Source organism: Pseudomonas sp. 3MAES_34.3B (assembly GCF_058145875.1).
Genome location: NZ_CM176960.1, coordinates 3,990,118 through 4,014,051 on the forward strand (window position 1 = coordinate 3,990,118; position 23,934 = coordinate 4,014,051).

Sequence of the window (23,934 nt, forward strand, 5' to 3'; positions counted from 1 at the left end):
CAACGCGATGGCGCCTGGCGGTTGCGGTAAGCTAGGCGCCATCATTTTCAACGGTGCACTGCTGTGCTGATTCCTTACGACCAACTCGCTCCGGACACCCTGAACCGGCTGATCGAAGACTTCGTGACCCGGGACGGAACCGATAACGGCGACGAAACCCCTCTGGAAACGCGTGTACTGCGGGTTCGCCAGGCCCTGGCCAAAGGCCAGGCGTTCATCCTGTTCGATGCCGACAGCCAGCAGTGCCAGCTGTTGGCCCGCCATGATATTCCCAAGGAACTGCTCGAGGATTGAGCGGCTTCAACGGCCGGCAGCAGCCAGGCGCTCGTTGCGCTCGAGCACTAGCCGTTTGTAGATCTCGGCCCGGTGGACCTCCACGGAGCGCGGCGCGGCAATACCCAGCCTTACCTGGCCGCCCGTGGACGACAGGATCTTGATGCGAATGTCATCGCCGATAATGATTTCCTCACCGGCGGCGCGGGTCAGTACGAGCATGGTATGCGTCCTTTCATGGGTGGAAACCTGAGCCTGCCTCGGATTGCCGGGCGTTTCAACGCGCCCGGGGATGAATACGCGCTATAACGCGAAAATTGGACTCTTTCCTACAACATTTCGTGCAAATCCGTGCACGTTCTGACCTGCCACTCCCATTCGCGAGCTTCGCCGGATGGCCGGCCCTGCCGCCTCCCACAGAGGTACAAGCTCTCTCAGCGTTTCAGGATGAACCAGTAGGAGCCGGGTGTAGCCGAAGGCGGAACTCGCGAATAGGGGGTTAAGCAAACTGCTCAAGACAGATGCTTCCTATTGGATGTCAGGAAGAAAACCTGGGCCCGAACAGCACCAGGCTCGCACCCAGCAGGCAAATCCCCACCCCGACCCAATCGCTGAGCAGTGGCCGGCTTCGCTCCACGAACGCCAGCCAGCCCAGCGAGGTGGCGATGTACACGCCGCCGTATGCCGCGTAGGCACGGCCGGCATAGGCCGCCTCCACGCGGGTGAGCAGCAGCGCGAAGCAGGTAAGGCTCAGCAACCCGGCAACGGCCCAGGCAGGGCTTTTCCCTAGCCGCAGCCACAGATAAAAACCGTAGCAACCGGCGATCTCGAACACCGCCGCCATGGCAAACCACAGGTAATTGAGCACAGCAGCCCCCTCAATGAGCGAAGCCGCCAGCATACGTCAGCTGCGTGCCTTGGCCCTCATTCGATCCGCCATGTGCGCCATCTCGGCATAGAGCGGCTCGGGGTTTCGGCATTTACCGGCCCAGGCTTCGCGGCCCGCTTCATGGGGCAGGATCATGAACGCGCCCTCGGCCACTTGCTGGTAGAGGTACTCGGCAATGTCGGCAGCACTGATGGGCGAACCTTCCAGCAGCTTGCCCACGGCGGCTTTCATTTCCGGCGTAGGGCCGCGGAAGGAATCGAGCAGGTTGGTCTGGAAGAACGACGGGCACAGCACATGGACCTTCACCCCCTGGCCGCGCAGTTCCACCAGAAGGCTTTCGGACAACGCCACCACGCCAGCCTTGGCCACGTTGTAGTTGCTCATCCCCGGGCCTTGCATCAGCGCGGCCATGGACGCGACGTTGATGATCCGCCCTTGGCTGCGCAGGATCAGCGGCAGGAACGCCTTGCAGCCTTTCACCACCCCCATCAGGTTGACCGAGAGCTGCCAGTCCCAGTCTTCCAGAGACAGCTCCTCGAAAAACCCGCCAGAGGCGACACCGGCGTTGTTCACCAGTACGTCGATGCCGCCCAGTTGCGCTTCGCAGGCTTCGGCAAAGGCGCTCAGCTGGCTGTAGTCCCGTACGTCGCAGCGGCGGATGAAACCGTCACCGCCTTCGGCCCGCACCAGGCGCAGGGTTTCTTCAAGCCGGCGCTCATCCAGGTCACACAGGGCCAGCTGCCAGCCCTCTCGCGCCCAGCGCTGGGCGATTTCGCGGCCCAGCCCAGACCCGGCGCCGGTCACCATCATGCGGTTGCTCATGCTGCGTCTCCTGGCTGCAATAGGAGCAAGCCTAGCCGCGCCCCTGCTACCGGATAAGAATCATCAGCGCGCTGAATGCCGGGACCGGCTTGGCGGTATTTCAAACTTTTTGCGCGCTTCAGGATCGTAGTAACAAGCGGAAGGCAAATGCCCCGCCCCAACCGCGGCACCTGCCGCACAGGGTCCAAAAAAAGGAAATCCGCCATGGGCACCATACTCATCATCATTCTGATTCTGCTGCTGATCGGTGGTCTACCCGTCTTCCCCCACTCGCGCAGCTGGGGTTACGGGCCGTCCGGTATCATCGGTACCGTGCTGATCATCCTGCTGATCCTTGTGCTGCTCGGGAAGATATAGCCCGCTCAGGCCCGGCCTGAAAAAACCAACCCCGAGCGGTGGCCAGCCCTCGGGGTTTTTGTTTGTCCGGGGAAGAAGCACCCCTGATATCAACCTGCCGTAAAAAACGAACCCCCACTCGAAAGCGGGGGTTCATGGTCCGGCAGGGCCCTGCTTACACAGGGCAACGCAGCTCAGGCTCGATCAGTGAGACACCGCCCCACTTGCGCCCAGGCCGGTTTGCGAGCGAACGAACTGCGGGTAGAACCGCGCGCGTTCTTCTTCGCCCGCCGCGGACTTGTCCGTGATGGAGAAGAACCAGATACCGATGAACGCCACGGCAATGGAAAACAGCGCCGGGTATTCGTACGGGTAGATGGGCGTGGCATGGCCGAGGATCTGCACCCAGATGGTCGGGCCCAGGATCATCAGCCCTACGGCCGTGATCAGCCCCAGCCAACCGCCAATCATCGCGCCGCGGGTGGTGAGCTTTTTCCAGTACATGGAAAGCAGCAGCACCGGGAAGTTACAGCTGGCGGCAATGGAGAACGCCAGGCCTACCATGAACGCGATGTTCTGCTTCTCGAACAGGATGCCCAGGCCGATCGCCAGCACGCCCAGGGCGATGGTGGTGATCTTCGAAACGCGGATTTCATCCTTCTCGTTGGCGTTGCCTTTCTTCAGCACCGACGCGTACAGGTCGTGGGACACCGCCGAGGCACCCGCGAGGGTAAGCCCGGCGACCACCGCCAGAATGGTGGCAAAGGCCACTGCCGAGATGAAGCCCAGGAACACGCTGCCACCCACGGCGTTGGCCAGGTGCACCGCTGCCATGTTGTTGCCGCCCAACAGGCCGCCAGTGGCGTCCTTGAAGTCCGGGTTGGTGCTTACCAGCAAGATCGCGCCAAAGCCGATGATGAAGGTAAGGATGTAGAAGTAACCGATAAAGCCTGTGGCGTAGAGCACGCTCTTGCGGGCTTCCTTGGCATCGCTCACGGTGAAGAAGCGCATGAGGATGTGCGGCAGGCCAGCGGTACCGAACATCAGCGCCAGGCCGAGGGAGAACGCCGAGATCGGGTCTTTCACCAGGCCGCCGGGGCTCATGATGGCCTCGCCTTTGGGGTGAACCTTGATCGCTTCGGAGAACAGGGTGTTGAAGTCGAAGTTCACGTGCTTCATCACCATCAGCGCCATGAAGGTGGCACCGGAAAGCAACAGCACGGCCTTGATGATCTGCACCCAGGTGGTGGCCAGCATGCCGCCGAACAGCACATACAGGCACATCAATATGCCCACCAGCACCACGGCAACCGCGTAATCCAGGCCGAACAGCAGCTGGATCAACTTGCCTGCACCTACCATTTGCGCGATCAGGTAGAACGCCACCACCACCAGCGAGCCACAGGCCGACAGGGTGCGGATTTCCATCTGCTTTAGCCGATAGGACGCTACGTCGGCGAAAGTGTATTTACCCAGGTTGCGCAGCCGCTCGGCGATCAGGAACAGGATGATCGGCCAGCCCACCAGGAAGCCAATGGAGTAGATCAGCCCGTCATAACCGGAAGTGAACACCAGCGCCGAGATGCCCAGGAAGGACGCCGCCGACATGTAGTCGCCGGCAATTGCCAGGCCATTCTGGAAGCCTGTGATGCGCCCACCGGCGGCATAGTAGTCCGACGCCGAGCGGTTGCGCTTGGACGCCCAGTAGGTGATGCACAGGGTGGCGGCCACGAACAGCACGAACATGGCGATGGCGGCGACGTTCAGGGGTTGCTTCTGCACCGCCCCGGAGATCGCATCGGCCGCCATGGCTGACGGGGCAAGGGCCGCGCCGGCGAGTATCGCGAACAGGCGACGGCTCATTGCTGCACCTCCTTGAGCAGCGCGCGGTTCATGTCGTCGAATTCGCCATTGGCGCGACGCACGTAAATGGCGGTGAGCACGAAGGCCGAGAGGATCAACCCCACCCCCAGCGGGATGCCCCAGGTGACGGACGACCCTGCGCTCACCGGCGTGCCCAGCAAACGCGGGCCATAGGCGATGAGCAGAATGAATGCAGCGTAGAGGCCGAGCATGATCGCCGAAAGTATCCAGGCGAAACGCTCGCGTTTTGCAACGAGCTCCTTGAAGCGGGGGTTGTTCTGTATTACGAGATAAATGCTGTCGTTCATTGTTTTTGTCTCCGCAGCACGGTTTTAGTGGAACCTTAGCCACTGTATTCCCCGTACTGCAGAACAATAGACGACCTTAGTCGTAAGGGTGGGCTGGGCCGGCCCCACCCTGATCAAGCGTGCGTTACTTACCGGTCCATTCGGCCACACGTTGCGGGTTCTTTTCGACCCATGCCTTGGCCACGGCGTCGGGCTTGCCGCCGTTCTGGATGGCCAGCATCACGTCGCCGATCTCGTTGGCGTCTTTCCAGGAGAACTTCTTCAGGAAGGCCACCACTTCCGGTGCCTTGGCGTCGAGTTGCTTGCTGCCCACGCTATCCACATGCTCGGCGGCGCCATACACGCCTTTAGGGTCTTCGAGGAAACGCAGCTTCCACTTGGCGAACATCCAGTGGGGCACCCAGCCGGTAACGGCGATGGATTGCTGCTTGTCGTAGGCCCGGCCCAATTCGGAAGTCATGGCTGCGCCGGAGCTGGCTTGCAGCTTATAGCCGTCGAGAGCGTAATCCTTGATCGCCTGGTCGGTCTTGAGCATTACGCCGGAGCCGGCGTCGATGCCCACGATCTTCTTGCCAAAGCTGTCGTCGGTCTTCAGGTCTGCAAGGCTTTTCGCCTTCACGTAGTCAGGCACGATCAAGCCAATCTTGGCGTCGTTGAAGTTAGGGCCGTAGTCGACCACCTTGTCCTTGTTCTTTTCCCAGTACTCGCCGTGGGTCACCGGTAGCCAGGCCGAGAGCATCAGGTCCAGCTTGCCGGTGGCAATGCCCTGCCACATGATGCCGGTGGCCACGGGCATGAGTTTCACGTCGTAGCCCAGTTTCTGCTTGATAACCTCCGCCGCGACGAAGGTGGTGGCTACGCTATCCGACCAGCCATCCACATAGCCTACGCTCAGCTCGGTCCTGGCACTGGCCAGGCCCGAGCCCATTGCCAGCACCAGTGCGGCCCCCGCTCCCCATAGTGTTCGCGCTTTCATGTTCGCTCCCCATCAAGATGTAGGCGTGGCTCACGGCGGTGCGCGCTTGCACGCTAAAAGCTCCCCCGCCGAAGCACCCGCGGCCGGCACGCTGCCGACAGGCTGATCATCGGCCTGTGGCCGCTTGCATCCGGTTCTGGGTGCGACCTGCAACGGGCGATCCGCGACAGCAGTTAGCCACCAGCGCAATTACCGCCGCGGCTTCGCCCATTACTTGCATGCTGGATTTGCCGCCCCGCTTGAGAGTGAACACGTTAAGATCAGCGCTTCCTTTTCAGCTCGGCCTGTCCATGCGTTCGACCGACTCCCGCCTCTGCGTCTTCTGGTGGCTTTCCACCGCTTTTGCCTGCTTCGCCTTGCTGGGTTTCTGGTACTTCCAGGGCCGCCCCGTGCCCATGGCCGATGCAGTGGCACCAGGCCAACGGTTGCAGTGCGCCTCCTACTCGCCTTTCGGCAAAGACCAATCGCCATTCGACCAGCCGCTGGCGATTCGCCCGAGCCAGCTTGAAAGCGACCTGGCGCTACTGGGCAAGCGCTTCGCCTGCCTGCGTACCTATTCCATGACCGGGCTGGAAAGCCTGCCGGAACTGGCGCGCAAGCACGGCCTCAAGCTGATGCTGGGCGCCTGGGTAAACAGCAACCCGCAAGACACCCAGAAGGAAGTGGATGCGCTGGTACACGCGGCCAATGCCTACCCCGACGTGGTAACAGCGGTGATCGTGGGCAACGAGGTGCTGCTGCGCAAGGAAGCGACGGGCGAGCGCATGGCCGAGCTGGTACGCCAGGTGAAGGCGCGGGTACAACAGCCGGTGACCTATGCCGATGTGTGGGAGTACTGGAACCTGTACCCCCAAGTGGCGCCCGAGGTGGATTTCATCACCGTGCATTTGTTGCCCTATTGGGAGGACGTCCCACACGGGGTGGACACCGCGCTGGCGCACGTGCAGGCCATCCATGACGACTTTGCCAGGCGCTTCGCCCCCAAGCCCGTGATGATCGGCGAAACCGGCTGGCCGAGTGAAGGCCGGAGACGGGAAACAGCCGAACCCAGCCCGGTGAACCAGGCGCGTTTCGTTCGGGATTTCGTGCACCTGGCCGATCGGCTTGGCTGGCAATACAACCTTATCGAAGCCATCGACCAACCCTGGAAGCGCAACAACGAAGGCGCGGTGGGCGGTTACTGGGGGATGCTCGACGCTGATCGAGAAGATAAGGGCGTGCTATTCGGCCCAGTGAGCGACGTGCCGAACTGGCGGCTGTGGCTGGGCGGCTCGGTGTTGGTGTTGGCGTTTACCTTATTGTTAGCCGGCCGGCCGAGGTCTCGCATGGAGGCGCTGGCCTTGTCCTGGCTTGGCACAGTGGCCGGTGTGAGCCTGGGGTGCTGGGCGCGGCAAACTGACGTGGGGGCGCGCTACCTGGGCGAATGGGTGTGGGCAGCTGGCCTGGGGGTTACAAGCCTGGCCCTGCTTGCCGAGGCAGCGCTGTACCTGGGCACAGGACGCGGATGGCGTTCGCGGATAGGGGGCTTGCTGATGAGGTGGCGCTCCCATCTGGCCCTGGCAGCTGGCTTCGCGACTGCCGTGGAAGCGATCTGGATGGTGTTCGATCCCCGCTATCGCAGCTTCGCCACGGCAGGGTTGCTGTTGCCTGCACTGCTGTTGCTCTGGCGGCCCGCAGCATTGGCGCCCCGCACCGCTCGGCTGCTCGCGGCCGTGTGCATGATGAGCATTCCTGTGCAGTTGGTACGGGAAGGCTGGCAGAACCCCTATGCCTGGGGGTGGGCCATTACTGTCTCTATCATGGGCTGGGCGCTGATTCGCAAGCCTCGGGCAGCGTAAACAGTCATTCCCGGGCTACGCCTGTGGCTCGCCCGGTCCTACAGGTTCATGCCCCACATGCACGCACCGCAACGCAGCCAGCATTACCACCACCCCGGCCAATGATGTGGTGTACAGCACCAACCCCGGCAGCGCCAACACCAGGCCCGATACCGCCAGTGCCCGGCCGCGCACGCCCCGCAGTAACCATCCGCCCAGCGTCAGTACCAGCCCGGCCAGCGGCAGCACATTCCAATGGATCATCAAGCCCATGCCCGCCTTCGCTTGGCAGGCTATCTGCGCAGGGTCCGCGGCACAGGCGCCTACCCAAGCGGTGTACTCCATCAGCCCATAGCGCACGCCATAGGCGGCGCCGATCCAGGCCGCCAACAGCAGCAGCACGCCGCACAATCCATACCGTGGGTTCATCCGTTTCATCCGGTGTTCCGTAAACGTGGCAAACGAGGCGCGCATCAGCGCACAAAAGCATAGGGATACTCTACATCCCCAAGGCTAAATCGGTGTATCGTCTCGCTGCACTCGCCGGCTTCGGTACGGGAGTACAAAAACATTTTCAGGGGGTTGGCAACTAGCCATTACGGCGGTTGTCTAGTCAGCATCTCGTCGTCAGGAAACATCCAAATGCTTCGAACTTTGCGCCTCGCTGCCTTGCTCGGCGGCCTTGTCATGAGCGCGTTCTCGCAGGCCAGGGACATCGACCCGGCCAGCTACGGTTTTCCGCTGACCAACCCGTTCGAGGCCACCATCGCCTCCACGCCCCCCGACCTGCGTCCCAAGCTGCCGCTGGACGACGATATCGACCAGGCCGACTACACGCTGAACATTCGCCCGGAGCGGGAGTTCATCCTGCCGGACAACTTCTGGCCGGTGAAAAAGCTGCGCTACCGGCTGGCCGAGCAAGACCACGCCGCGCCACTGATCTTCCTGATCGCAGGCACCGGCGCGGCCTACAACAGCACGCTCAACGAGTACCTGAAAAAGCTGTTCTATCAGGCCGGGTACCACGTGGTGCAACTGTCCTCGCCCACCAGCTATGACTTCATGAGCGCCGCCTCGCGCTTCGCCACGCCAGGCATCAGCAGCGAAGACGCCGAGGACCTTTACCGCGTGATGCAAGGCGTGCGTGCCCAGCACCCGAAGCTGCCGGTGACCGATTACTACCTCACCGGTTACAGCCTGGGTGGGTTGGACGCGGCCTTCGTGAGCAAGCTGGACGAAACCCGCCGCAGCTTCAACTTCAAGAAGGTGCTGCTGCTCAACCCCCCGGTGAACCTCTACACCTCGATCAACAACCTGGACAAGCTCACCCAGACCGAAGTGAAGGGCATCAACAACAGCACTACGTTCTATGAGCTGGTACTGAAAAAGCTCACCCGTTACTTCCAGCAAAAAGGCTACATCGACCTCAACGAAGCCCTGCTGTACGACTTCCAGGAGTCGCGCCAGCACCTCTCGAACGAGCAGATGGCAATGTTGATCGGTGTGTCGTTCCGCTTCTCGGCGGCCGACATCGCCTTTACCTCGGACCTGATCAACCGTCGCGGCCTGATCATTCCGCCCAAGTACCCGATCCGCGAGGGCACCAGCCTCACCGACTTCATGCGCGTGGCGATGCAGTGCGACTTCGACTGCTACATGACCGAGCAGGTGATCCCCATGTGGCGCGCCCGCACCGACGGCGGCAGCGTGCTGCAACTGATCGACCAGGTGAGCCTGTATGGCCTGAAGGATTACCTCCAGAACAGCACCAAGATCGCCGTGATGCACAACGCCGACGACGTGATCCTCGGCCCCGGCGACATCGGCTTCCTGCGCAAGACCTTTGGCGACCGCCTCACCCTGTACCCGTACGGCGGGCATTGCGGCAACCTCAACTACCGTGTCAACAGCGACGCTATTCTGGAGTTCTTCCGTGGTTAAACATGCCCTGCTCATTGCCGCGCTGTTGTGCGCAGGCGCGGCCCAGGCCGATGACGGTCGCACCCCGACAGACCCGGACGGTTTCAAGGAGCCGCTCAAGCAGCTCAGGTTCAACCCTGGCCTGGACCAGCGGGAATTCGAACGCTCGACCCTCAGCGCGTTGAATGTCTATGACCCGCTGGAATCGTGGAACCGCCGCGTGTACCACTTCAACTACCGCTTCGATGAGTGGGTGTTCTTGCCGGTAATACGCGGCTATCGCTACATCACGCCCAGCTTCCTGCGCACAGGCGTGAGCAACTTCTTCAATAACCTGGGCGATGTGAGCAACCTGCTCAACGCCATGCTGCAGCTCAAGGGCAAGCGCTCGCTGGACATCAGCGGCCGCCTGCTGATGAACACAACGCTGGGCGTGGCCGGCCTGTGGGACCCTGCCACCCACTTCGGCCTGCCTCGGCAGAACGAGGACTTCGGGCAAACCCTTGGCCACTATGGCGTGCCGGAAGGGCCCTACGTGGTGCTGCCGATCTTCGGGCCATCGAACCTGCGTGACACTACAGGCCTGATCACCGACTTCGCAGCCGAATCGCAGATCAACTTCCTCAACGTGTCGGAGGAAAGTGGCCGCCATCCGGAAATCCTCCTGCTGCGCGGCGTGGACCGGCGTTACACCACCAGCTTCCGCTATGGCCAGCTAAACTCGCCGTTCGAATACGAGAAGGTCCGCTACGTGTACACCGAAGCGCGCAAGCTTCAGGTCAGCGAGTAAGCATTGTTCGCGGGCTTCGCCACGCTTGAGTAGGAGCGGGCGTAGCCCACGAAGCCCCAAACGAAAACAAATCGAAAACCCCGATCATTCCCCGCCAAAAGACTCACCCATCCAGCAACCCGGCAGGCATATCATGGCGCCATTGCGCTATGGAGCCTTTGCCATGTCCCTGCTTCGCCAAGTACTTGATGTTCATGTAGGCCAGCCAACGTCCGATGGCGCCGGTGTGCGCCTGATCCGCGTGTTTGGTGGCCCGGGCGTCGAGCGTTTCGACCCCTTCCTGATGCTCGACGAATTCGGCTCGGTAAACCCGAACGACTACATCGCAGGCTTTCCGCCGCACCCGCACCGCGGCTTTGAAACCGTGACTTACATGCTCGAAGGCCGCATGCGCCATGAAGATCACATGGGCAACGTGGGGCTGCTGAGCAGTGGTGGTGTGCAGTGGATGACCGCCGCGAGGGGCGTGATCCACAGCGAAATGCCGGAGCAGGAAGAAGGCGCCATGCGCGGCTTTCAGCTGTGGCTGAACCTGCCGGCCAAGAGCAAGCTGGGCGATGCGGCCTATGACGATATCCAGCCAGAGCGCATCCCCCGCCTGGTTACGCCAGGTGGGGTGACGGTGATCGCCATAGCGGGTGAGTTCGACGACGGCCAGACGCAGCTTGCTGGCGCAGTGCAGCGCCCGGACACCGAGCCACTGTACCTGGACCTTCATTTGCCGGCCGGGGCGACGGTAACCCCCAAGGTACCCGACGGCCATCGGGCCCTGCTGTACGTATACGAAGGCCAGGCGCAGGTCGAAGGCCAGCCGCAGGCCATCGAAGCCGGGCGGCTGGCGCGGTTGAGCGAGCACGGCGACTTACGCCTGAGCAGCGCGAACGGTTGCCGCCTGCTGTTGATCGCTGGCAAACCATTGAACGAGCCCATCGTGCAATACGGCCCGTTCGTGATGAACAGCCGGGAAGAGATCGAGCAGGCGGTTCGCGATTTTCACGCCAACCGCCTCACAGCCTGATCACTTCTTGCGCTTGGGGTACAACCTAGGCGCGCCTTCCGGGCGGGACTTGAACCGGCGGTGCGCCCACAGGTATTGCTCGGGGCAGGCCCGGATGGCTTCTTCTACCCACTGGTTGATCCGTAGGCAATCTTCTTCCACCGTCTCGGCGGGGAAGTTGTCCAGTGGCGGGTGCACCACCAGCCGGTATCCGCTGCCATCGGCCAGCCGCACTTGAGTGAACGGTATCACCCGCGCCTTGCCCAGCCTGGCGAAGGTGCTGGTGGCCGTTACCGTGGCCGCGGGAATACCGAACAGCGGCACGAACACGCTCTGCTTGGCGCCGTAGTCCTGATCGGGTGCATACCAGATGGCGCGGCCCTTGCGCAGCAGTTTCATCATCCCGCGTACATCCTCGCGCTCTACCGCCAGGGCGTCGCGGTTATGCCGCTCGCGGCCACGCCGCTGAATGTAGTCGAACAGCGCATTGCCATGTTCGCGGTACATGCCATCGATGGTGTGATGCTGGCCCAGCAGCGCCGCACCGATTTCCAATGTGGTGAAGTGCGCCGCCATCAGGATCGCCCCCTCCCCCGCCGCCTGTGCCGCGCGCAGGTGCTCCAGCCCTTCGATGTGCGCCAACCGCGCCAACCGGGGTGCCGGCCACCACCAGCTCATCGCCATTTCGAAGAAGGCGATGCCCGTTGAGCGGAAGTTTTCCTTGAGCAGCCGTTCGCGCTCTGCGGCCGGAAGCTGGGGGAAACACAACTCCAGGTTACGTGCGGCGATCAGGCGACGATCGGTGGCGAAATACCCCATCAGCCGGCCCAACGCGCTCCCCAGGCGCAGCAAGGCCGGATACGGCAATTGCACCGTGAGCCACAGCAGCCCGAGCCCCAGCCACAAGGGCCAGTAGCGGGGATGAAGAAAGGCGCGGCGAAACTGCGGTCGTTGCATGGGTATTTCCGGGCAAAGGCAAAGCCGCGCATTCTACATGGGTTGCGCGCGGCTTGCGGCTGGCAAGCGTTCTCGCTATAAGTCACGGCACTTTTTCGCGACAAGGCGACATTTGCCGACCATGAGCCAAACTGAACCTCAGCAGCAGGAAGCCGTATTTCAACTGAAGGGCAGCATGCTCGCCATCACCGTGCTGGAGTTGGCTCGCAATGACCTCGAAGGCCTTGACCGCCAATTGGCCGCCAAGGTTGCCCAGGCGCCGAATTTCTTCAGCAATACGCCGTTGGTGCTGGCACTCGACAAGCTGCCGGCCGATGGAGGGCCTATCGACCTCCCCGGGCTGATGCGCGTATGCCGGCACCATGGCTTGCGCACACTGGCGATCCGCGCCGCGCGCATCGAGGACATTGCCGCTGCCATCGCCATCGATCTGCCGGTATTGCCGCCGTCGAACGCCCGCGAGCGGCCGGTGGAACTGCCCGAAGAACGCAAAGTGGTTGCCGAGCCACCTGCGCCCGTGATCGAAACGCCGCCAGCGCCCGTAATCCAGCCCACGCGGGTGATCACCACGCCCATACGGGGTGGCCAGCAGATCTACGCCCAAGGCGGGGACCTGGTGATCGTGTCCTCGGTAAGCTCGGGTGCGGAACTTCTGGCTGATGGCAACATCCATGTGTACGGCCCCATGCGCGGCCGTGCCCTGGCAGGGATCAAGGGCGACACGCGTGCTCGTATCTTCTGCCAGCATCTGGGCGCAGAGCTGGTGTCCATCGCGGGGCAGTACAAGGTCGCCGAAGACCTCAGGCGGGACCCTCTCTGGGGCAACGCGGTACAGATCAGCCTCACTGCCGATGTGTTGAACATCACCCGTCTTTAACGGATACTGCCGCCATTTTATGCGTAACGTGTTCGGTCGGCGGCGTTTTCGCCAGGTTACGCACATTCATAAGCATTCGATCTTCATCTTCACGTTTTCGAGGACTCAACGTCCTTTTTCTTTAGGGGTGATACACCTTGGCCAAGATTCTCGTGGTTACTTCCGGCAAGGGTGGTGTGGGCAAGACCACCACCAGCGCAGCCATCGGCACCGGCCTGGCATTGCGCGGCCACAAAACCGTTATCGTCGACTTCGACGTCGGCCTGCGTAACCTCGACCTCATCATGGGCTGCGAGCGCCGCGTGGTGTACGACTTCGTGAACGTGGTAAACAACGAAGCAACGCTCAAGCAGGCACTGATCAAGGACAAGCGGCTCGAGAACCTGTATGTACTCGCCGCCAGCCAGACCCGCGACAAGGATGCCCTCACCCAGGATGGCGTGGAAAAGGTACTCAACGAACTCAAGCAGGACTTCGAGTACGTGATCTGCGACTCCCCGGCCGGTATCGAGAAGGGCGCCAGCCTGGCCATGTATTTCGCCGACGAAGCCATCGTGGTCACCAACCCGGAAGTGTCCTCGGTGCGAGACTCGGACCGCATGCTGGGCCTGCTCGCCAGCAAGTCGCGCCGCGCCGAAATCGGCGAAGACCCGATCAAGGAACACCTGTTGCTCACCCGCTACAACCCGGAGCGCGTGAGCAAAGGCGAAATGCTTGGTGTCGAAGACGTGGAAGAAATCCTCGCCATTCGCCTGCTGGGCGTGATTCCCGAATCCCAGGCGGTACTCAAGGCGTCCAACCAGGGCGTGCCGGTGATTCTCGACGAACAAAGCGATGCGGGCCAGGCCTACAGCGACGCGGTTGACCGCCTGCTGGGCAAGGAAGTCGCCCATCGCTTCCTCGACGCGCAGAAAAAGGGCTGGCTACAACGCCTGTTTGGAGGCCGTGAATGAATATTTTCGACTTCTTTCGCGACCGCAAGAAAGGCAGCACCGCCTCGGTCGCGAAGGAGCGTCTGCAGATTATCGTGGCGCACGAGCGCGGCCAGCGGGCTACACCCGACTACCTGCCTGCCTTGCAGAAAGAGCTGGTGGAAGTAATCCGCAAATACGTGAGCATCGACAACGATGACGTGCACGTGGCTCTGGAAAACCAGGGCAGCTGTTCGATCCTCGAACTCAACATCACCCTGCCCGACCGCTGAAGCGGCCCGGGTTTCCCATGTGGTGGCTTCCCTGCAAGCCGCCATGTGCGTTCCAAGAGCACTCCCGCAATGCCTCTGTCCAACATTCGTATCCTGCACCAGGACCCTTCGTTTCTGGTGATCGACAAGCCGACCCTGCTGCTTTCCGTGCCCGGGCGCGCGGACGACAACAAGGATTGCCTGATTACCCGCCTGCAGGAAAACGGCTACCCGGAGGCGTTGATCGTCCACCGGCTGGACTGGGAAACCTCTGGGATCATTCTGCTGGCGCGAAATCCGGATAGCCACCGGGAGCTGTCCCGTCAGTTCCATGACCGGGAAACGGAAAAGGCCTACACCGCCCTTTGCTGGGGCCAGCCTGCGCTGGACAGCGGCAGCATTGACCTTCCCTTGCGCTACGACCCGCCCACCAAGCCCCGGCATGTGGTGGATCATGACCTGGGCAAGCACGCGCTCACCTTCTGGCGCGTGCTGGAACGCAAGGGCGACGTTTGCCGCGTTGAGCTCACACCGGTCACTGGCCGCTCCCATCAGTTGCGCGTGCACATGTTGAGCATCGGCCATCCCCTGCTGGGCGACCGCCTCTATGCTCACGACGCGGCACTGCAAGCTGCCCCTCGGCTGTGCCTGCACGCCAGCATGCTTGCCTTCAGCCACCCGGTCACCGGCGAGCGCGTGCGTTTCGAGTGCCCGGCGCCGTTTTAAGCTTCATGGTGCATTGAAACCATTCACCAGGCGAATGCGCTAGACTCGCGGCATTGCTGCCTGGAGTACCCTGATGCGCGACACTTTGAACCAAGGCCTGATCGACTTCCTCAAGGCCTCGCCCACCCCGTTCCATGCCACCGCTACCCTCGCCAAGCGCCTCGAAGCCGCCGGCTATCAACGGCTTGATGAGCGCGAGCGCTGGAACACCACTCCGGGTGGGCGCTATTACCTTACTCGTAACGACTCGTCGATCATCGCCATTCGCCTGGGCAAGGAATCCCCGGTTACCGAAGGTCTTCGCCTGGTCGGCGCGCACACCGACAGCCCGTGCCTGCGGGTGAAGCCACAGCCGGAATTGCAGCGTCAGGGCTTCCTGCAACTGGGCGTTGAAGTCTATGGCGGCGCGTTGCTGGCCCCCTGGTTCGACCGCGACCTCTCGCTCGCCGGGCGTGTCACCTTCCGCCAGGATGGTCGCGTGGCCAGCCAACTGGTCGACTTCCGCCTGCCTATCGCGGTAATCCCCAGCCTGGCGATTCACCTTAACCGCACCGCCAACGAAGGCTGGGCAATCAATGCCCAGAACGAACTGCCGCCGATCCTGGCCCAGGTAGCCGGTGGTGATCGCTTCGATTTTCGCGCCCTGCTCACCGAGCAGTTGGCCCGCGAGCACGACGTGAATGCCGACGTGGTGCTCGACTACGAGCTGAGCTTCTACGACACCCAGCCTGCCGCAGTGATCGGCCTGAACGGCGAGTTCATCGCCGGCGCCCGCCTGGACAACCTGCTGTCCTGCTTCGCTGGCCTGCAGGCCTTGCTGCGCGCCGAAGGGGATGAAACCTGCGTGCTGATCTGCACTGACCACGAAGAGGTAGGCTCCAGCTCTGCCTGTGGCGCCGATGGCCCGTTGCTGGAGCAAACCCTGCAGCGGCTGCTGCCCGAGGGCGACGATTACGTGCGGGCCATCCAGCGTTCCTTGCTGGTGTCGGCCGACAACGCCCACGGCGTGCACCCCAACTATGCCGACAAGCACGACGGCAACCATGGGCCCAAGCTCAATGCCGGGCCGGTGATCAAGGTCAACAGCAACCAGCGTTACGCCACCAACAGCGAGACCGCTGGCTTCTTCCGCCACCTGTGCATGGCCGAAGAAGTGCCTGTGCAGAGCTTCGTGGTGCGAAGCGACATGGGCTGCGGCTCTACCATCGGGCCAATCACCGCCAGCCGCCTGGGTGTGCGCACCGTGGACATCGGCCTGCCGACGTTCGCCATGCATTCGATCCGGGAGCTGGCGGGCAGCCACGACCTGGCTCACCTGGTCAAAGTGCTGGGCGCCTTCTACGCTGCCCGAGCGCTGCCGTGATCGCCGCGTTACAAGGGCCTTGCCGCCGCTGGGCGCGGGCCCTTGGCTGGCTGCTGTGGTGCGTGCTGGCCGTTGCGCTGCCGGCACAGGCGAGCGGGCTGCCAAGCCTTCTGGGCAGCCCGGCCAAAAGCGAGGCACCCGCCGAAAACCTCGACCAGTCCCTGGACCAGGTGATTGCCACCCTGGAGAACGACGCGCAGCGCGCCCGGCTGCTGAGCGATCTCAAACAACTGCGTGAAGCCAGCCACAAAGCCAAGCCTGCCCAGGAAGAAGGCGTGGTCGGCCTGCTGGGCGGTACGGTGCGAGCACTCGAGCGGCAATTCGCCGGCGAAGACAGCCCGCTGAGCCAGTGGCTGGAAGAACTCACCCTGGCCCGCACCGAGCTGCTGGACCGCGCGAGCACCGTGGTGGACCAAGGCACCGTGGCGCTGGTGTTCATGGCCACGATCCTGGCCTGGGCGCTGCTGGCCTCTCTGCTGAACTGGCTCAGCCAGCGCATGCGCGAGCGCTTCGGCCTCACCGAAGAGCTGCCCCAGCACCCCAGCACCTGGGACTTGCTGCGGTTCGCCCTGCGCAAGATCGGCCCCTGGCTGGTGGCGCTCGGGCTCACACTGGGCATCGGCTATGCCGTGCCGTCATCGCTGGGCAAGGACCTGGCGCTGGTGGTGGCCTACGCCTTGGTGGTCGGGACCTGTTTCGCGGCGATCTGCGTTATCGCATTCTCGCTGCTCGATGGGCCGCATCGGCACCGCGCGCTGTACATCCTGCGGCGTCGCGCCTTCCGGCCCATGTGGCTGATCGGCAGCTTCGCCGCGTTTGGCGAGGCCCTGAGCGACCCTCGGCTGGTCGCCGGCCTGGGCCCGCACCTGGCCCACACCGCAGCCGCCCTGGCCAACGTGCTGGCCGCGCTGTTCAGTGGGTTGTTCATTCTGCGTTTCCGCCGGCCGATCGCGCATTTGATCTGCAACCAGCCGCTGGACCGGCGCCTGCACAAGCGGGCAATGACCGACACCCTGGAGGTGCTGGGCACTTACTGGTACCTGCCGGCGCTGGTGCTGGTTGGCGTGTCGCTGGTGGGCACCTTTATTTCTGCCGGTGATACCAGCACGGCGCTGCGCCAATCGTTGCTGTGCACGGTGCTGCTGGTGGTGTGCATGGTGATCAATGGGCTGGTCAGCCGCCAGGCGCAGAAGCCCAGCCACCGGCCCCGCCGTCAGGAAGCGTACGCCGAGCGGCTGAAAAGCTTCTTCTACACCTTGGTGCACATCTTTGTGTGGATGGTGTTCCTGGAGCTGGGCCTGCGGGTGTGGGGGATGTCGCTTATCCGCTTTACCGAAGGCAGTGGCCATGACTTCAGCCTTCGGCTGTTCGGCCTCACCGGCACGCTGATGTTCGCCTGGCTGGTGTGGATTCTGGCCGACACCGCCATTCACCTCGGCCTGGCACGCTCTCGCAAAGGGCTGGCGAACGCCCGTGCGCAAACCATGATGCCGTTGATTCGCAACGTGCTGTTCGTGGCCATCTTCGTGATCGCCGGGATCGTGGCCTTGGCCAACATGGGCGTGAACGTTACACCGCTGCTGGCGGGTGCCGGTGTGATCGGCCTGGCGATCGGCTTCGGCGCCCAGTCGCTGGTGGCCGACCTGATTACCGGGCTGTTCATCATCGTGGAGGACTCCTTGGCCATCGACGATTATGTGGACGTAGGCGGCCACCTGGGCACGGTGGAAGGCCTGACGATCCGTACGGTGCGCCTGCGGGACATCGACGGCATCGTGCACACCATCCCGTTCAGCGAGATCAAAAGCATCAAGAACTACTCCCGGGAGTTCGGCTACGCCATCTTCCGCGTGGCCATTCCCTACACAGTGGGGATCGACGACGCGATCAAGCTGATGCGGGACGTGGGCCAGAAAATGCACAGCGACCCACTGCTGCGTCGGGATATCTGGTCGCCGCTGGAATTCCAGGGGGTTGAAAGCTTCGAGTCTGGCTCGGCGGTGCTAAGAGCGCGCTTCAAGACCGCGCCGCTGAAGCAGTGGGAAATCTCCCGGGCCTTCAACCTGCTACTCAAGCGCACCCTGGACGAAGCCGGGCTGGACCTGGCCACCCCTCGCCTGAGCGTGCAGGTGACACACGCCGGCCCGCCGGCGCGCTAAAGCTCTTCGGCATCATCGTCGGCGTCCACAGGCTCGTAGGCGTCGGCGGCTTGCTCCAGCAAGGCTTCTTCGTATTCATTCATCGCGTGGCGCTCCTGTGCCTGGGTTTTGCCAGAGGATGCCAGTCAAGGTTTACGCGTGCATGACACTGGCCCGCCTCCATATGACTACACCGTCGCCACCACCCGAATCGCATCATGGCGCCAGTACTCCAGGTCGCAGTCGATCCGCCTGCCCTGGCGGTCGTGGTTGATTCGGGTAATGCGCAGCCCAGGGCTTCCCGTGGAAACCTTCAGCGCGAGGGCGGCGTCGCTGGGCAAGGCGGTGGGTAACAGCTCGAACTCCACCTGCCCATACTCGATGCCATATTCGCGGGCATACAGCTCGGTCAACGGTTGGCTCAGGTCATGGCCGAGCAAGCCGGGAAAACACGCCGGGTTGAGGTAATGCTCCACATACAGCACCAAACGGCCGTCGATACGCCGGGCACGGCATATGCGATATACCGCAGACAACGGCGCCAGCCCCAGGTAGTCGCAGATCGCCGCTGGGGCAGCCTGGGCGCGGGCGGTAATCAACTCGGTCGCGGGCAAACGGCCGTGACGGTTGGCCATGGCATGGAAGTGGCTGCGCTCATTGAGGTCGTAGGTCAGCCGTGGCGGGGACACGAACCAACCGCGGCGGTCTTCGCGGTACACCAGGCCACGGGCTTCGAGCTGCAGCAACGCCTCGCGCAAGGTAATGCGCGTTGTGGCGAACAACTCGCTGAGGGTTCGCTCCGCCGGAAGCTTGGCCCCGGGCTGCAATAGCCCGTGCTCGATCTGCTCTTGCAGGGCCGCGCCTATGGCGGTGACTGCTCGCGGTGCATTCTCTCGCATGCCGGCTTCCTTGTTGGTCTAGACCAGTGCACCGAACGGGCCATGGGGCCCGGTGCAGGTGCGATCAGCCTAGGTCGCCCGAATGAACGATAGATGACAACGCAGCATCGGCCAGCCCTTCACACGCGCGGCCCGCCAAGGGCCACGGGTTGGTCTACGCTTGTTCAGCGAAACGGCAATAGCGGCGCATGGACATCAAAATGTCATGCCGCCTCGCTAGATTGGCCTGCGTATTGCTGACCTAGACCAGCAAGCGACACCTCCTCCCTATGACGTTTGTCTTCTGGAGCTACAGATGAAAAAGCAGCCCACGCTCAAAACACTGTTCATGGCCTCGCTGCTGGGTTCGGCCCTGGCACTGGGCAACTCGGCCATGGCCGCCGATGACCTGGCCAGCCTGGAAGCGGCAGCGAAAAAGGAAGGCGAAGTGAACAGCGTGGGCATGCCGGACGCCTGGGCCAACTGGAAAGGGACCTGGGACGACCTGGCCAGCAAGTACGGCCTCAAGCACGTGGACACCGACATGAGCTCGGCCCAGGAGGTTGCGAAGTTCGCGGCGGAAAAGGACAACGCCAGCGCCGACATCGGTGACGTGGGTGCTGCCTTCGGCCCGATTGCCGCCAGCCAGGGCGTCACCCAGCCGTACAAGCCCAGCACCTGGGCGCAGATCCCCGATTGGGCCAAGGACCAGGACGGCCACTGGATGCTGGCCTACACGGGCAGCATCGCCTTCATCATCAACAAGCAACTGGTGAAAGACAGCGATGCCCCCAAGAGCTGGCATGACCTGGAAAGCGGCAAGTACAAGGTCGCCATCGGCGACGTGAGCACAGCTGCACAGGCGGCTAACGGCGTGCTGGCGGCGGCCATCGCCTACAAGGGCGACGAAACCAACCTGGCCCCGGGCCTGGAGCTGTTCACCAAGCTGGCGAAGCAAGGTCGCCTCTCTCTGGCCAACCCCACCATTCAAACCCTCGAAAAGGGCGAGATCGAAGTGGGCGTGGTGTGGGACTTCAACGGGCTGAGCTACCGCGACCAGATCGACCCCAAGCGCTTTGATGTGTTGATCCCTTCCGACGGCTCGGTGATCTCCGGCTACACCACCATCATCAACAAATACGCCAAGCACCCCAACGCAGCGAAGTTCGCCCGTGAATACATCCTTAGCGATGCGGGGCAGATCAACCTGGCCACCGGCCACGCTCGCCCAATCCGGGCCGACCATGTGAAGCTGCCCCCTGAAGTGGCTGCCAAACTGCTGCCCGCCGAGCAATACAAGAGCGTGAAACCGATCACTAACCCGGCTGCGTGGGAAAAGAGCTCCAAGGCGCTGCCGCAGCAGTGGAACGAACAAGTCATCGTTGAAATGCAATAACCATGAGCGACGCGCCCCGGGGCAAGTGGCTGGCAGCGCTGTTGCTGCTGCCGTTTGCCGTGTTCTTCATCGTGTTCCAGCTCGCCCCGCTGGCGTGGGTGGCGATCAGCAGCCTGCAGAGCGCGGACGGCTGGGGCCTGGCGAATTTCGCCAAGGCCTTCAGCTCGCGTTTTTATCGCCAGGCCATGCAGTTCAGCCTGGAGATCAGCCTGTGGTCCAGCGTGATCGGGTTGGTGATTGCCGTGCTGGGTAGTTACTCCCTGCGCCAGGTGGACTCCCGGCTGCGCAACTTTGTGACCTCCTTCGCCAACATGACCAGCAACTTCGCCGGGGTACCCCTGGCGTTTGCCTTCATCATTCTGCTGGGGTTCAACGGGGCCATTACCCTGTTGCTCAAGCAAAGCGGGCTGCTGACCGACTTCAACCTGTATTCCAAGGTCGGCCTGATCGTGGTGTACACGTATTTTCAGATTCCGCTGGGCGTATTGCTACTGTACCCGGCCTTTGATGCTTTGAAGGACGACTGGCGCGATGCCGCCGCACTGCTTGGGGCCAGCGCCTGGCAATATTGGCGGCGCATTGGGCTGCCGGTACTGATGCCCGCGCTGCTAGGCACCTTCGTGATTCTGCTGGCCAACGCACTGGGCGCGTATGCCACCGTGTATGCCCTCACCACCGGCAACTTCAACGTGCTGCCCATCCGCATCGCTGCCATGGTCGCTGGTGATATTTCGCTGGACCCTAACCTTGCCAGCGCGCTGGCGATCATCCTTGTGGCGATGATGGCGCTGGTCACCGTGGTGCACCAATGGATACTGCGCAGGAGCTACCATGGCCGCCGCTGATCGCGCTTCCGCCCGGCTGTATCACCGCGTGGTGGTGTGGCTGTTGTTCCTGATCCTGTTGCTGCCGCTGGCCGGTACCCTCCTTTATTCCTTGGCCACCAGCTGGTCGGCCACGCTGCTGCCCAGTGGCCTCACCCTGAAGTGGTACCTGGCGCTATGGACCGACGCGCGCTTTCTTACCGCGTTTGGCCATTCCCTGCTGGTGTGCGTGGGGGCATTGGCGCTGGCGGTGGTGTTGATCCTGCCGCTGCTGTTCGTGGTGCATTACCACTTCCCGCGGCTGGACGCCCTGATGAACATTCTTATCCTGCTGCCCTTCGCGGTGCCGCCTGTGGTGTCTTCGGTGGGGTTACTGCAGCTCTATGGCTCGGGGCCGCTGGCCATGACCGGCACGCCGTGGATACTGATCGGCTGTTACTTCACCGTGGCGCTGCCGTTCATGTACCGGGCGATCACCAACAACCTGCAGGCGCTCAACCTGCGCGACCTCATGGATGCCGCCCAACTGCTTGGTGCCAGCCCCTGGCAGGCGGCGTGGCGGGTAGTGCTGCCCAACCTGCGTAAAGGCTTGATGGTAGCGCTGCTGCTGTCGTTCTCGTTCCTGTTCGGCGAATTCGTGTTCGCCAACCTGTTGGTGGGTACCCAGTACGAAACCCTGCAGGTATACCTCAACAACATGCGCAACAGCAGCGGCCACTTCAACAGCGCGCTGGTGATTTCCTATTTCCTTTTCGTGCTGGTGATGACGTGGATCGCCACACGGCTGAACAAGGACACCCACTGACATGGGCTTCATGAGCGTGAGCGCGCTGCGCAAGGATTTCGGCAACACCACGGTGTTTTCCGATATCGACTTCACCATCGCCAAGGGCGAGTTCGTGACGTTGCTGGGCCCGTCCGGGTGCGGCAAATCCACCCTGCTGCGCTGCATCGCCGGGCTCACCCACGTGGACGCCGGGCAAATCCTGCTGGAGGGGAAAAACCTCGTACCGCTGGCCCCGCAGAAGCGCGACATCGGCATGGTGTTTCAAAGCTACGCGCTGTTTCCCAACATGACAGCCGCGCAAAACGTGGCGTTCGGCCTGAACATGCAGAGGGTGAGCGCCGCTGACACCCGCGAGCGGGTTCGAGAAGCTTTGGCCATGGTGGAGTTGGATACCTTCGCAGACCGATACCCGCATCAGCTGTCCGGGGGCCAATGTCAACGGGTTGCCCTGGCCCGTTCGCTGGTCACCCGCCCGCGCCTGTTGCTGCTGGACGAACCTCTGTCCGCGCTGGACGCCCGCATCCGTAAGCACCTGCGTGAACAGATTCGCTCTATCCAGCAAACGCTTGGGCTGACGACCATTTTCGTGACCCACGACCAGGAAGAAGCGCTGACGATGTCGGATCGGATCTTCCTGATGAACAAGGGCCAGATCGTGCAAAGCGGCGATGCCCAGAACCTCTACACTGCCCCTGTGAGCGCCTTCGCCGCAGGCTTTATCGGCAACTACAACGTGCTGGACGCCGAGAGTGCCAGCCGTTTGCTTCAACGGCCGGTAGGCGCTGCTCAGGCGATCCGCCCGGAAGCGATCGAACTGTTTGTGGAACCCGATGGCAGCGCAGAGATTCTCAGCCATAGCCTGTTGGGCAATGTGATCCGCTACCGCGTGCGGGCCCAAGCCGTGGAGGTGGTGGTTGATGTACTGAACCGCTCGGCCGATGACTTGCACCCCAACGGTACTCGGGTACGCTTGCACATTGCCCCCGCCGCCGTGCGTGAAGTGGCTTGACGAAACACAAGGAACGCTTGATATGCCTCTGGCCATTTTCGACCTGGACGAAACCTTGATCGACGGCGACTGCGCCTCCCTCTGGAGCGAGCAGATGGCCCGGCTCGGCTGGGTAGACCCTGAAAGCTTCGTGCGCCGCGACCATGAACTGATGGCCGCTTACAGCCGAGGCGAACTGGCCATGGAAGATTACATGGCGTTCACGCTGGAGCCGCTGATCGGTCGCACCGAAGAGGAAGTCGACCATTTGGTCGGCCCATGGGTGGAGGATGTGATCGAACCACTGATTTTCAGCGACGCCACCCGCTGCATCGCCAACCACCGCGCCGCCGGTGATCGCCTGCTGGTGATCTCCGCTTCGGGCGTACACCTGGTGAAGCCGATTGCCGAACGCATCGGCATCGAAGAAGTGCTGGCCATCGAGCTGGACATCGCCCATGGCGTGTACAGCGGCCACACCCAAGGCACCCTCACCTACCGGGAAGGCAAAGTGACCCGCCTGATGGAATGGTTGCAGGCCGAAGGCGAAACCCTCGAAGGCGCGGCCTTCTATTCGGATTCGCGCAACGACCTACCGCTGCTGGAGAAGGTAAGCCGCCCGGTGGCCGTCAACCCCGACCCCGTGCTGCGCGCCCGTGCTGAAGAGGCCGGGTGGCCGGTGGTGGCTTGGAAGTAGTCAGCAGGGCCGGGGCACGCTGGCTTGCCTGCGACACAGCCATCGCCGAATCTACGGGCCTGCCGGCCCGGTCGCCGCCAAGGCGGGCTGCTACGGTTCAACGCGCTTGTAGCAGCAGGGCTAGCCCGC

General features: G+C 62.7%; 26 protein-coding genes. 17 read left to right on the forward strand and 9 right to left on the reverse strand.

What is annotated here, in order from left to right:
* Positions 1–63: 63 nt before the first annotated feature.
* A complete protein-coding gene (locus AC3Z8Y_RS17680; protein ID WP_490086922.1) occupies positions 64–294 on the forward strand; it encodes a YheU family protein in 231 nt (76 codons plus the stop codon).
* A 6-nt stretch (positions 295–300) separates the two neighbouring features.
* Here AC3Z8Y_RS17680 and csrA read toward each other — a convergent pair whose 3' ends face one another.
* The 3 genes from csrA to AC3Z8Y_RS17695 all read right to left on the reverse strand — a co-directional run bounded on the left by csrA (position 301) and on the right by AC3Z8Y_RS17695 (position 1,984).
* Positions 301–495: a carbon storage regulator CsrA gene (csrA, locus tag AC3Z8Y_RS17685; RefSeq protein ID WP_181111559.1), complete on the reverse strand. Its 195-nt coding sequence runs from the start codon at positions 493–495 to the stop codon at positions 301–303.
* A gap of 316 nt (positions 496–811) precedes the next feature.
* Complete coding sequence (locus AC3Z8Y_RS17690; protein ID WP_490090029.1) at positions 812–1,141, reverse strand: YnfA family protein; 330 nt, start codon at positions 1,139–1,141, stop codon at positions 812–814.
* Positions 1,142–1,177: 36 nt separating this feature from the next.
* Positions 1,178–1,984 carry an SDR family oxidoreductase gene (locus AC3Z8Y_RS17695; protein ID WP_490086923.1) on the reverse strand — a complete coding sequence of 269 codons (807 nt, stop codon included), beginning with the start codon at positions 1,982–1,984 and terminating at the stop codon, positions 1,178–1,180.
* A 204-nt stretch (positions 1,985–2,188) separates the two neighbouring features.
* Here AC3Z8Y_RS17695 and AC3Z8Y_RS17700 point away from each other — a divergent pair, with 204 nt between their 5' ends.
* A complete protein-coding gene (locus tag AC3Z8Y_RS17700) occupies positions 2,189–2,341 on the forward strand; it encodes a DUF3309 family protein (RefSeq protein WP_040262120.1) in 153 nt (50 codons plus the stop codon).
* A gap of 183 nt (positions 2,342–2,524) precedes the next feature.
* On the opposite strand, the gene AC3Z8Y_RS17705 is transcribed toward AC3Z8Y_RS17700, so the two are convergent.
* From AC3Z8Y_RS17705 to AC3Z8Y_RS17715, 3 genes are all read right to left on the reverse strand, one after another.
* Positions 2,525–4,183, reverse strand: a complete 1,659-nt coding sequence (locus AC3Z8Y_RS17705) for a cation acetate symporter (protein ID WP_490086924.1) — start codon at positions 4,181–4,183, stop codon at positions 2,525–2,527.
* Positions 4,180–4,491: a DUF485 domain-containing protein gene (locus AC3Z8Y_RS17710; RefSeq protein WP_490086925.1), complete on the reverse strand. Its 312-nt coding sequence runs from the start codon at positions 4,489–4,491 to the stop codon at positions 4,180–4,182. The genes AC3Z8Y_RS17705 and AC3Z8Y_RS17710 overlap by 4 nt, the downstream gene beginning before the upstream one ends.
* 124 nt (positions 4,492–4,615) lie before the next feature.
* On the reverse strand, positions 4,616–5,467 hold the full coding sequence (locus tag AC3Z8Y_RS17715; protein ID WP_490086926.1) for a glycine betaine ABC transporter substrate-binding protein: 852 nt from the start codon (positions 5,465–5,467) through the stop codon (positions 4,616–4,618).
* A gap of 290 nt (positions 5,468–5,757) precedes the next feature.
* Here AC3Z8Y_RS17715 and AC3Z8Y_RS17720 point away from each other — a divergent pair, with 290 nt between their 5' ends.
* Complete coding sequence (locus AC3Z8Y_RS17720) at positions 5,758–7,305, forward strand: glycoside hydrolase family 17 protein (RefSeq protein WP_490086927.1); 1,548 nt, start codon at positions 5,758–5,760, stop codon at positions 7,303–7,305.
* Between the two features lie 15 nt (positions 7,306–7,320).
* Here the strand turns inward: AC3Z8Y_RS17720 and AC3Z8Y_RS17725 are convergent, their stop codons facing one another.
* Complete coding sequence (locus AC3Z8Y_RS17725) at positions 7,321–7,722, reverse strand: hypothetical protein (RefSeq protein ID WP_490086928.1); 402 nt, start codon at positions 7,720–7,722, stop codon at positions 7,321–7,323.
* Between the two features lie 204 nt (positions 7,723–7,926).
* Between AC3Z8Y_RS17725 and AC3Z8Y_RS17730 the strand changes: the two genes are divergently transcribed.
* The 3 genes from AC3Z8Y_RS17730 to AC3Z8Y_RS17740 all read left to right on the forward strand — a co-directional run bounded on the left by AC3Z8Y_RS17730 (position 7,927) and on the right by AC3Z8Y_RS17740 (position 11,012).
* The gene (locus AC3Z8Y_RS17730) at positions 7,927–9,225 is read left to right on the forward strand and encodes an alpha/beta fold hydrolase family protein (RefSeq protein WP_490086929.1); all 1,299 of its coding nucleotides are present in this window, start codon (positions 7,927–7,929) and stop codon (positions 9,223–9,225) included.
* Positions 9,218–9,994, forward strand: a complete 777-nt coding sequence (locus AC3Z8Y_RS17735; RefSeq protein WP_181111548.1) for an MlaA family lipoprotein — start codon at positions 9,218–9,220, stop codon at positions 9,992–9,994. The genes AC3Z8Y_RS17730 and AC3Z8Y_RS17735 overlap by 8 nt, the downstream gene beginning before the upstream one ends.
* A 163-nt stretch (positions 9,995–10,157) precedes the next feature.
* Positions 10,158–11,012: a pirin family protein gene (locus AC3Z8Y_RS17740; protein WP_490086930.1), complete on the forward strand. Its 855-nt coding sequence runs from the start codon at positions 10,158–10,160 to the stop codon at positions 11,010–11,012.
* Here the strand turns inward: AC3Z8Y_RS17740 and AC3Z8Y_RS17745 are convergent, their stop codons facing one another.
* A complete protein-coding gene (locus tag AC3Z8Y_RS17745) occupies positions 11,013–11,948 on the reverse strand; it encodes a lipid A biosynthesis lauroyl acyltransferase (protein WP_490086931.1) in 936 nt (311 codons plus the stop codon).
* Between the two features lie 121 nt (positions 11,949–12,069).
* Between AC3Z8Y_RS17745 and minC the strand changes: the two genes are divergently transcribed.
* The 6 genes from minC (at position 12,070) to AC3Z8Y_RS17775 (ending at position 18,256) form a co-directional block, all read left to right on the forward strand.
* A complete protein-coding gene (minC, locus tag AC3Z8Y_RS17750) occupies positions 12,070–12,825 on the forward strand; it encodes a septum site-determining protein MinC (RefSeq protein WP_490086932.1) in 756 nt (251 codons plus the stop codon).
* Between the two features lie 137 nt (positions 12,826–12,962).
* Positions 12,963–13,778, forward strand: a complete 816-nt coding sequence (minD, locus tag AC3Z8Y_RS17755; protein WP_490086933.1) for a septum site-determining protein MinD — start codon at positions 12,963–12,965, stop codon at positions 13,776–13,778.
* Entirely contained in the window at positions 13,775–14,029 is a 255-nt protein-coding gene (minE, locus tag AC3Z8Y_RS17760) for a cell division topological specificity factor MinE (protein ID WP_181111543.1), read from the forward strand. The genes minD and minE overlap by 4 nt, the downstream gene beginning before the upstream one ends.
* A gap of 69 nt (positions 14,030–14,098) precedes the next feature.
* Positions 14,099–14,734 carry an RluA family pseudouridine synthase gene (locus AC3Z8Y_RS17765; protein ID WP_490086934.1) on the forward strand — a complete coding sequence of 212 codons (636 nt, stop codon included), beginning with the start codon at positions 14,099–14,101 and terminating at the stop codon, positions 14,732–14,734.
* 73 nt (positions 14,735–14,807) lie between these two features.
* Positions 14,808–16,097, forward strand: a complete 1,290-nt coding sequence (locus AC3Z8Y_RS17770) for a M18 family aminopeptidase (protein ID WP_490086935.1) — start codon at positions 14,808–14,810, stop codon at positions 16,095–16,097.
* Positions 16,098–16,159: 62 nt separating this feature from the next.
* Positions 16,160–18,256, forward strand: coding sequence for a mechanosensitive ion channel family protein (locus AC3Z8Y_RS17775; protein WP_490090030.1), 2,097 nt, complete (start codon positions 16,160–16,162; stop codon positions 18,254–18,256).
* Between the two features lie 167 nt (positions 18,257–18,423).
* Here the strand turns inward: AC3Z8Y_RS17775 and AC3Z8Y_RS17780 are convergent, their stop codons facing one another.
* Positions 18,424–19,134 (reverse strand): UTRA domain-containing protein, encoded by a 711-nt coding sequence (locus tag AC3Z8Y_RS17780; protein ID WP_490086936.1) that lies wholly within the window; start codon positions 19,132–19,134, stop codon positions 18,424–18,426.
* Positions 19,135–19,462: 328 nt separating this feature from the next.
* Here AC3Z8Y_RS17780 and AC3Z8Y_RS17785 point away from each other — a divergent pair, with 328 nt between their 5' ends.
* From AC3Z8Y_RS17785 to AC3Z8Y_RS17805, 5 genes are read left to right on the forward strand one after another with little or no spacing between them, the layout of a single operon-like run.
* The gene (locus AC3Z8Y_RS17785; protein ID WP_490090031.1) at positions 19,463–20,509 is read left to right on the forward strand and encodes an ABC transporter substrate-binding protein; all 1,047 of its coding nucleotides are present in this window, start codon (positions 19,463–19,465) and stop codon (positions 20,507–20,509) included.
* A 2-nt stretch (positions 20,510–20,511) separates the two neighbouring features.
* Positions 20,512–21,354, forward strand: a complete 843-nt coding sequence (locus AC3Z8Y_RS17790; protein ID WP_490086937.1) for an ABC transporter permease — start codon at positions 20,512–20,514, stop codon at positions 21,352–21,354.
* On the forward strand, positions 21,341–22,138 hold the full coding sequence (locus tag AC3Z8Y_RS17795; RefSeq protein WP_181111536.1) for an ABC transporter permease: 798 nt from the start codon (positions 21,341–21,343) through the stop codon (positions 22,136–22,138). Before AC3Z8Y_RS17790 ends, AC3Z8Y_RS17795 begins: the two co-directional genes overlap by 14 nt.
* A gap of 1 nt (position 22,139) precedes the next feature.
* Positions 22,140–23,129 carry an ABC transporter ATP-binding protein gene (locus tag AC3Z8Y_RS17800; RefSeq protein WP_490086938.1) on the forward strand — a complete coding sequence of 330 codons (990 nt, stop codon included), beginning with the start codon at positions 22,140–22,142 and terminating at the stop codon, positions 23,127–23,129.
* 22 nt (positions 23,130–23,151) lie between these two features.
* The gene (locus tag AC3Z8Y_RS17805; RefSeq protein WP_490086939.1) at positions 23,152–23,805 is read left to right on the forward strand and encodes an HAD family hydrolase; all 654 of its coding nucleotides are present in this window, start codon (positions 23,152–23,154) and stop codon (positions 23,803–23,805) included.
* Positions 23,806–23,934 lie beyond the last annotated feature (129 nt).

Excerpts from the sequence above, each read along its gene's own strand:
- csrA (WP_181111559.1), bottom strand. The coding sequence starts at position 495 with ATGCTCGTACTGACCCGCGCCGCCGGTGAGGAAATCATTATCGGCGAT.
- AC3Z8Y_RS17695 (WP_490086923.1), bottom strand. The coding sequence starts at position 1,984 with ATGAGCAACCGCATGATGGTGACCGGCGCCGGGTCTGGGCTGGGCCGC.
- AC3Z8Y_RS17700 (WP_040262120.1), top strand. The coding sequence starts at position 2,189 with ATGGGCACCATACTCATCATCATTCTGATTCTGCTGCTGATCGGTGGT.
- AC3Z8Y_RS17705 (WP_490086924.1), bottom strand. The coding sequence starts at position 4,183 with ATGAGCCGTCGCCTGTTCGCGATACTCGCCGGCGCGGCCCTTGCCCCG.
- AC3Z8Y_RS17710 (WP_490086925.1), bottom strand. The coding sequence starts at position 4,491 with ATGAACGACAGCATTTATCTCGTAATACAGAACAACCCCCGCTTCAAG.
- AC3Z8Y_RS17715 (WP_490086926.1), bottom strand. The coding sequence starts at position 5,467 with ATGAAAGCGCGAACACTATGGGGAGCGGGGGCCGCACTGGTGCTGGCA.
- AC3Z8Y_RS17720 (WP_490086927.1), top strand. The coding sequence starts at position 5,758 with ATGCGTTCGACCGACTCCCGCCTCTGCGTCTTCTGGTGGCTTTCCACC.
- AC3Z8Y_RS17725 (WP_490086928.1), bottom strand. The coding sequence starts at position 7,722 with ATGAAACGGATGAACCCACGGTATGGATTGTGCGGCGTGCTGCTGCTG.
- AC3Z8Y_RS17730 (WP_490086929.1), top strand. The coding sequence starts at position 7,927 with ATGCTTCGAACTTTGCGCCTCGCTGCCTTGCTCGGCGGCCTTGTCATG.
- AC3Z8Y_RS17740 (WP_490086930.1), top strand. The coding sequence starts at position 10,158 with ATGTCCCTGCTTCGCCAAGTACTTGATGTTCATGTAGGCCAGCCAACG.
- AC3Z8Y_RS17745 (WP_490086931.1), bottom strand. The coding sequence starts at position 11,948 with ATGCAACGACCGCAGTTTCGCCGCGCCTTTCTTCATCCCCGCTACTGG.
- minC (WP_490086932.1), top strand. The coding sequence starts at position 12,070 with ATGAGCCAAACTGAACCTCAGCAGCAGGAAGCCGTATTTCAACTGAAG.
- minE (WP_181111543.1), top strand. The coding sequence starts at position 13,775 with ATGAATATTTTCGACTTCTTTCGCGACCGCAAGAAAGGCAGCACCGCC.
- AC3Z8Y_RS17765 (WP_490086934.1), top strand. The coding sequence starts at position 14,099 with ATGCCTCTGTCCAACATTCGTATCCTGCACCAGGACCCTTCGTTTCTG.
- AC3Z8Y_RS17770 (WP_490086935.1), top strand. The coding sequence starts at position 14,808 with ATGCGCGACACTTTGAACCAAGGCCTGATCGACTTCCTCAAGGCCTCG.
- AC3Z8Y_RS17780 (WP_490086936.1), bottom strand. The coding sequence starts at position 19,134 with ATGCGAGAGAATGCACCGCGAGCAGTCACCGCCATAGGCGCGGCCCTG.
- AC3Z8Y_RS17785 (WP_490090031.1), top strand. The coding sequence starts at position 19,463 with ATGGCCTCGCTGCTGGGTTCGGCCCTGGCACTGGGCAACTCGGCCATG.
- AC3Z8Y_RS17790 (WP_490086937.1), top strand. The coding sequence starts at position 20,512 with ATGAGCGACGCGCCCCGGGGCAAGTGGCTGGCAGCGCTGTTGCTGCTG.
- AC3Z8Y_RS17795 (WP_181111536.1), top strand. The coding sequence starts at position 21,341 with ATGGCCGCCGCTGATCGCGCTTCCGCCCGGCTGTATCACCGCGTGGTG.
- AC3Z8Y_RS17800 (WP_490086938.1), top strand. The coding sequence starts at position 22,140 with ATGGGCTTCATGAGCGTGAGCGCGCTGCGCAAGGATTTCGGCAACACC.
- AC3Z8Y_RS17805 (WP_490086939.1), top strand. The coding sequence starts at position 23,152 with ATGCCTCTGGCCATTTTCGACCTGGACGAAACCTTGATCGACGGCGAC.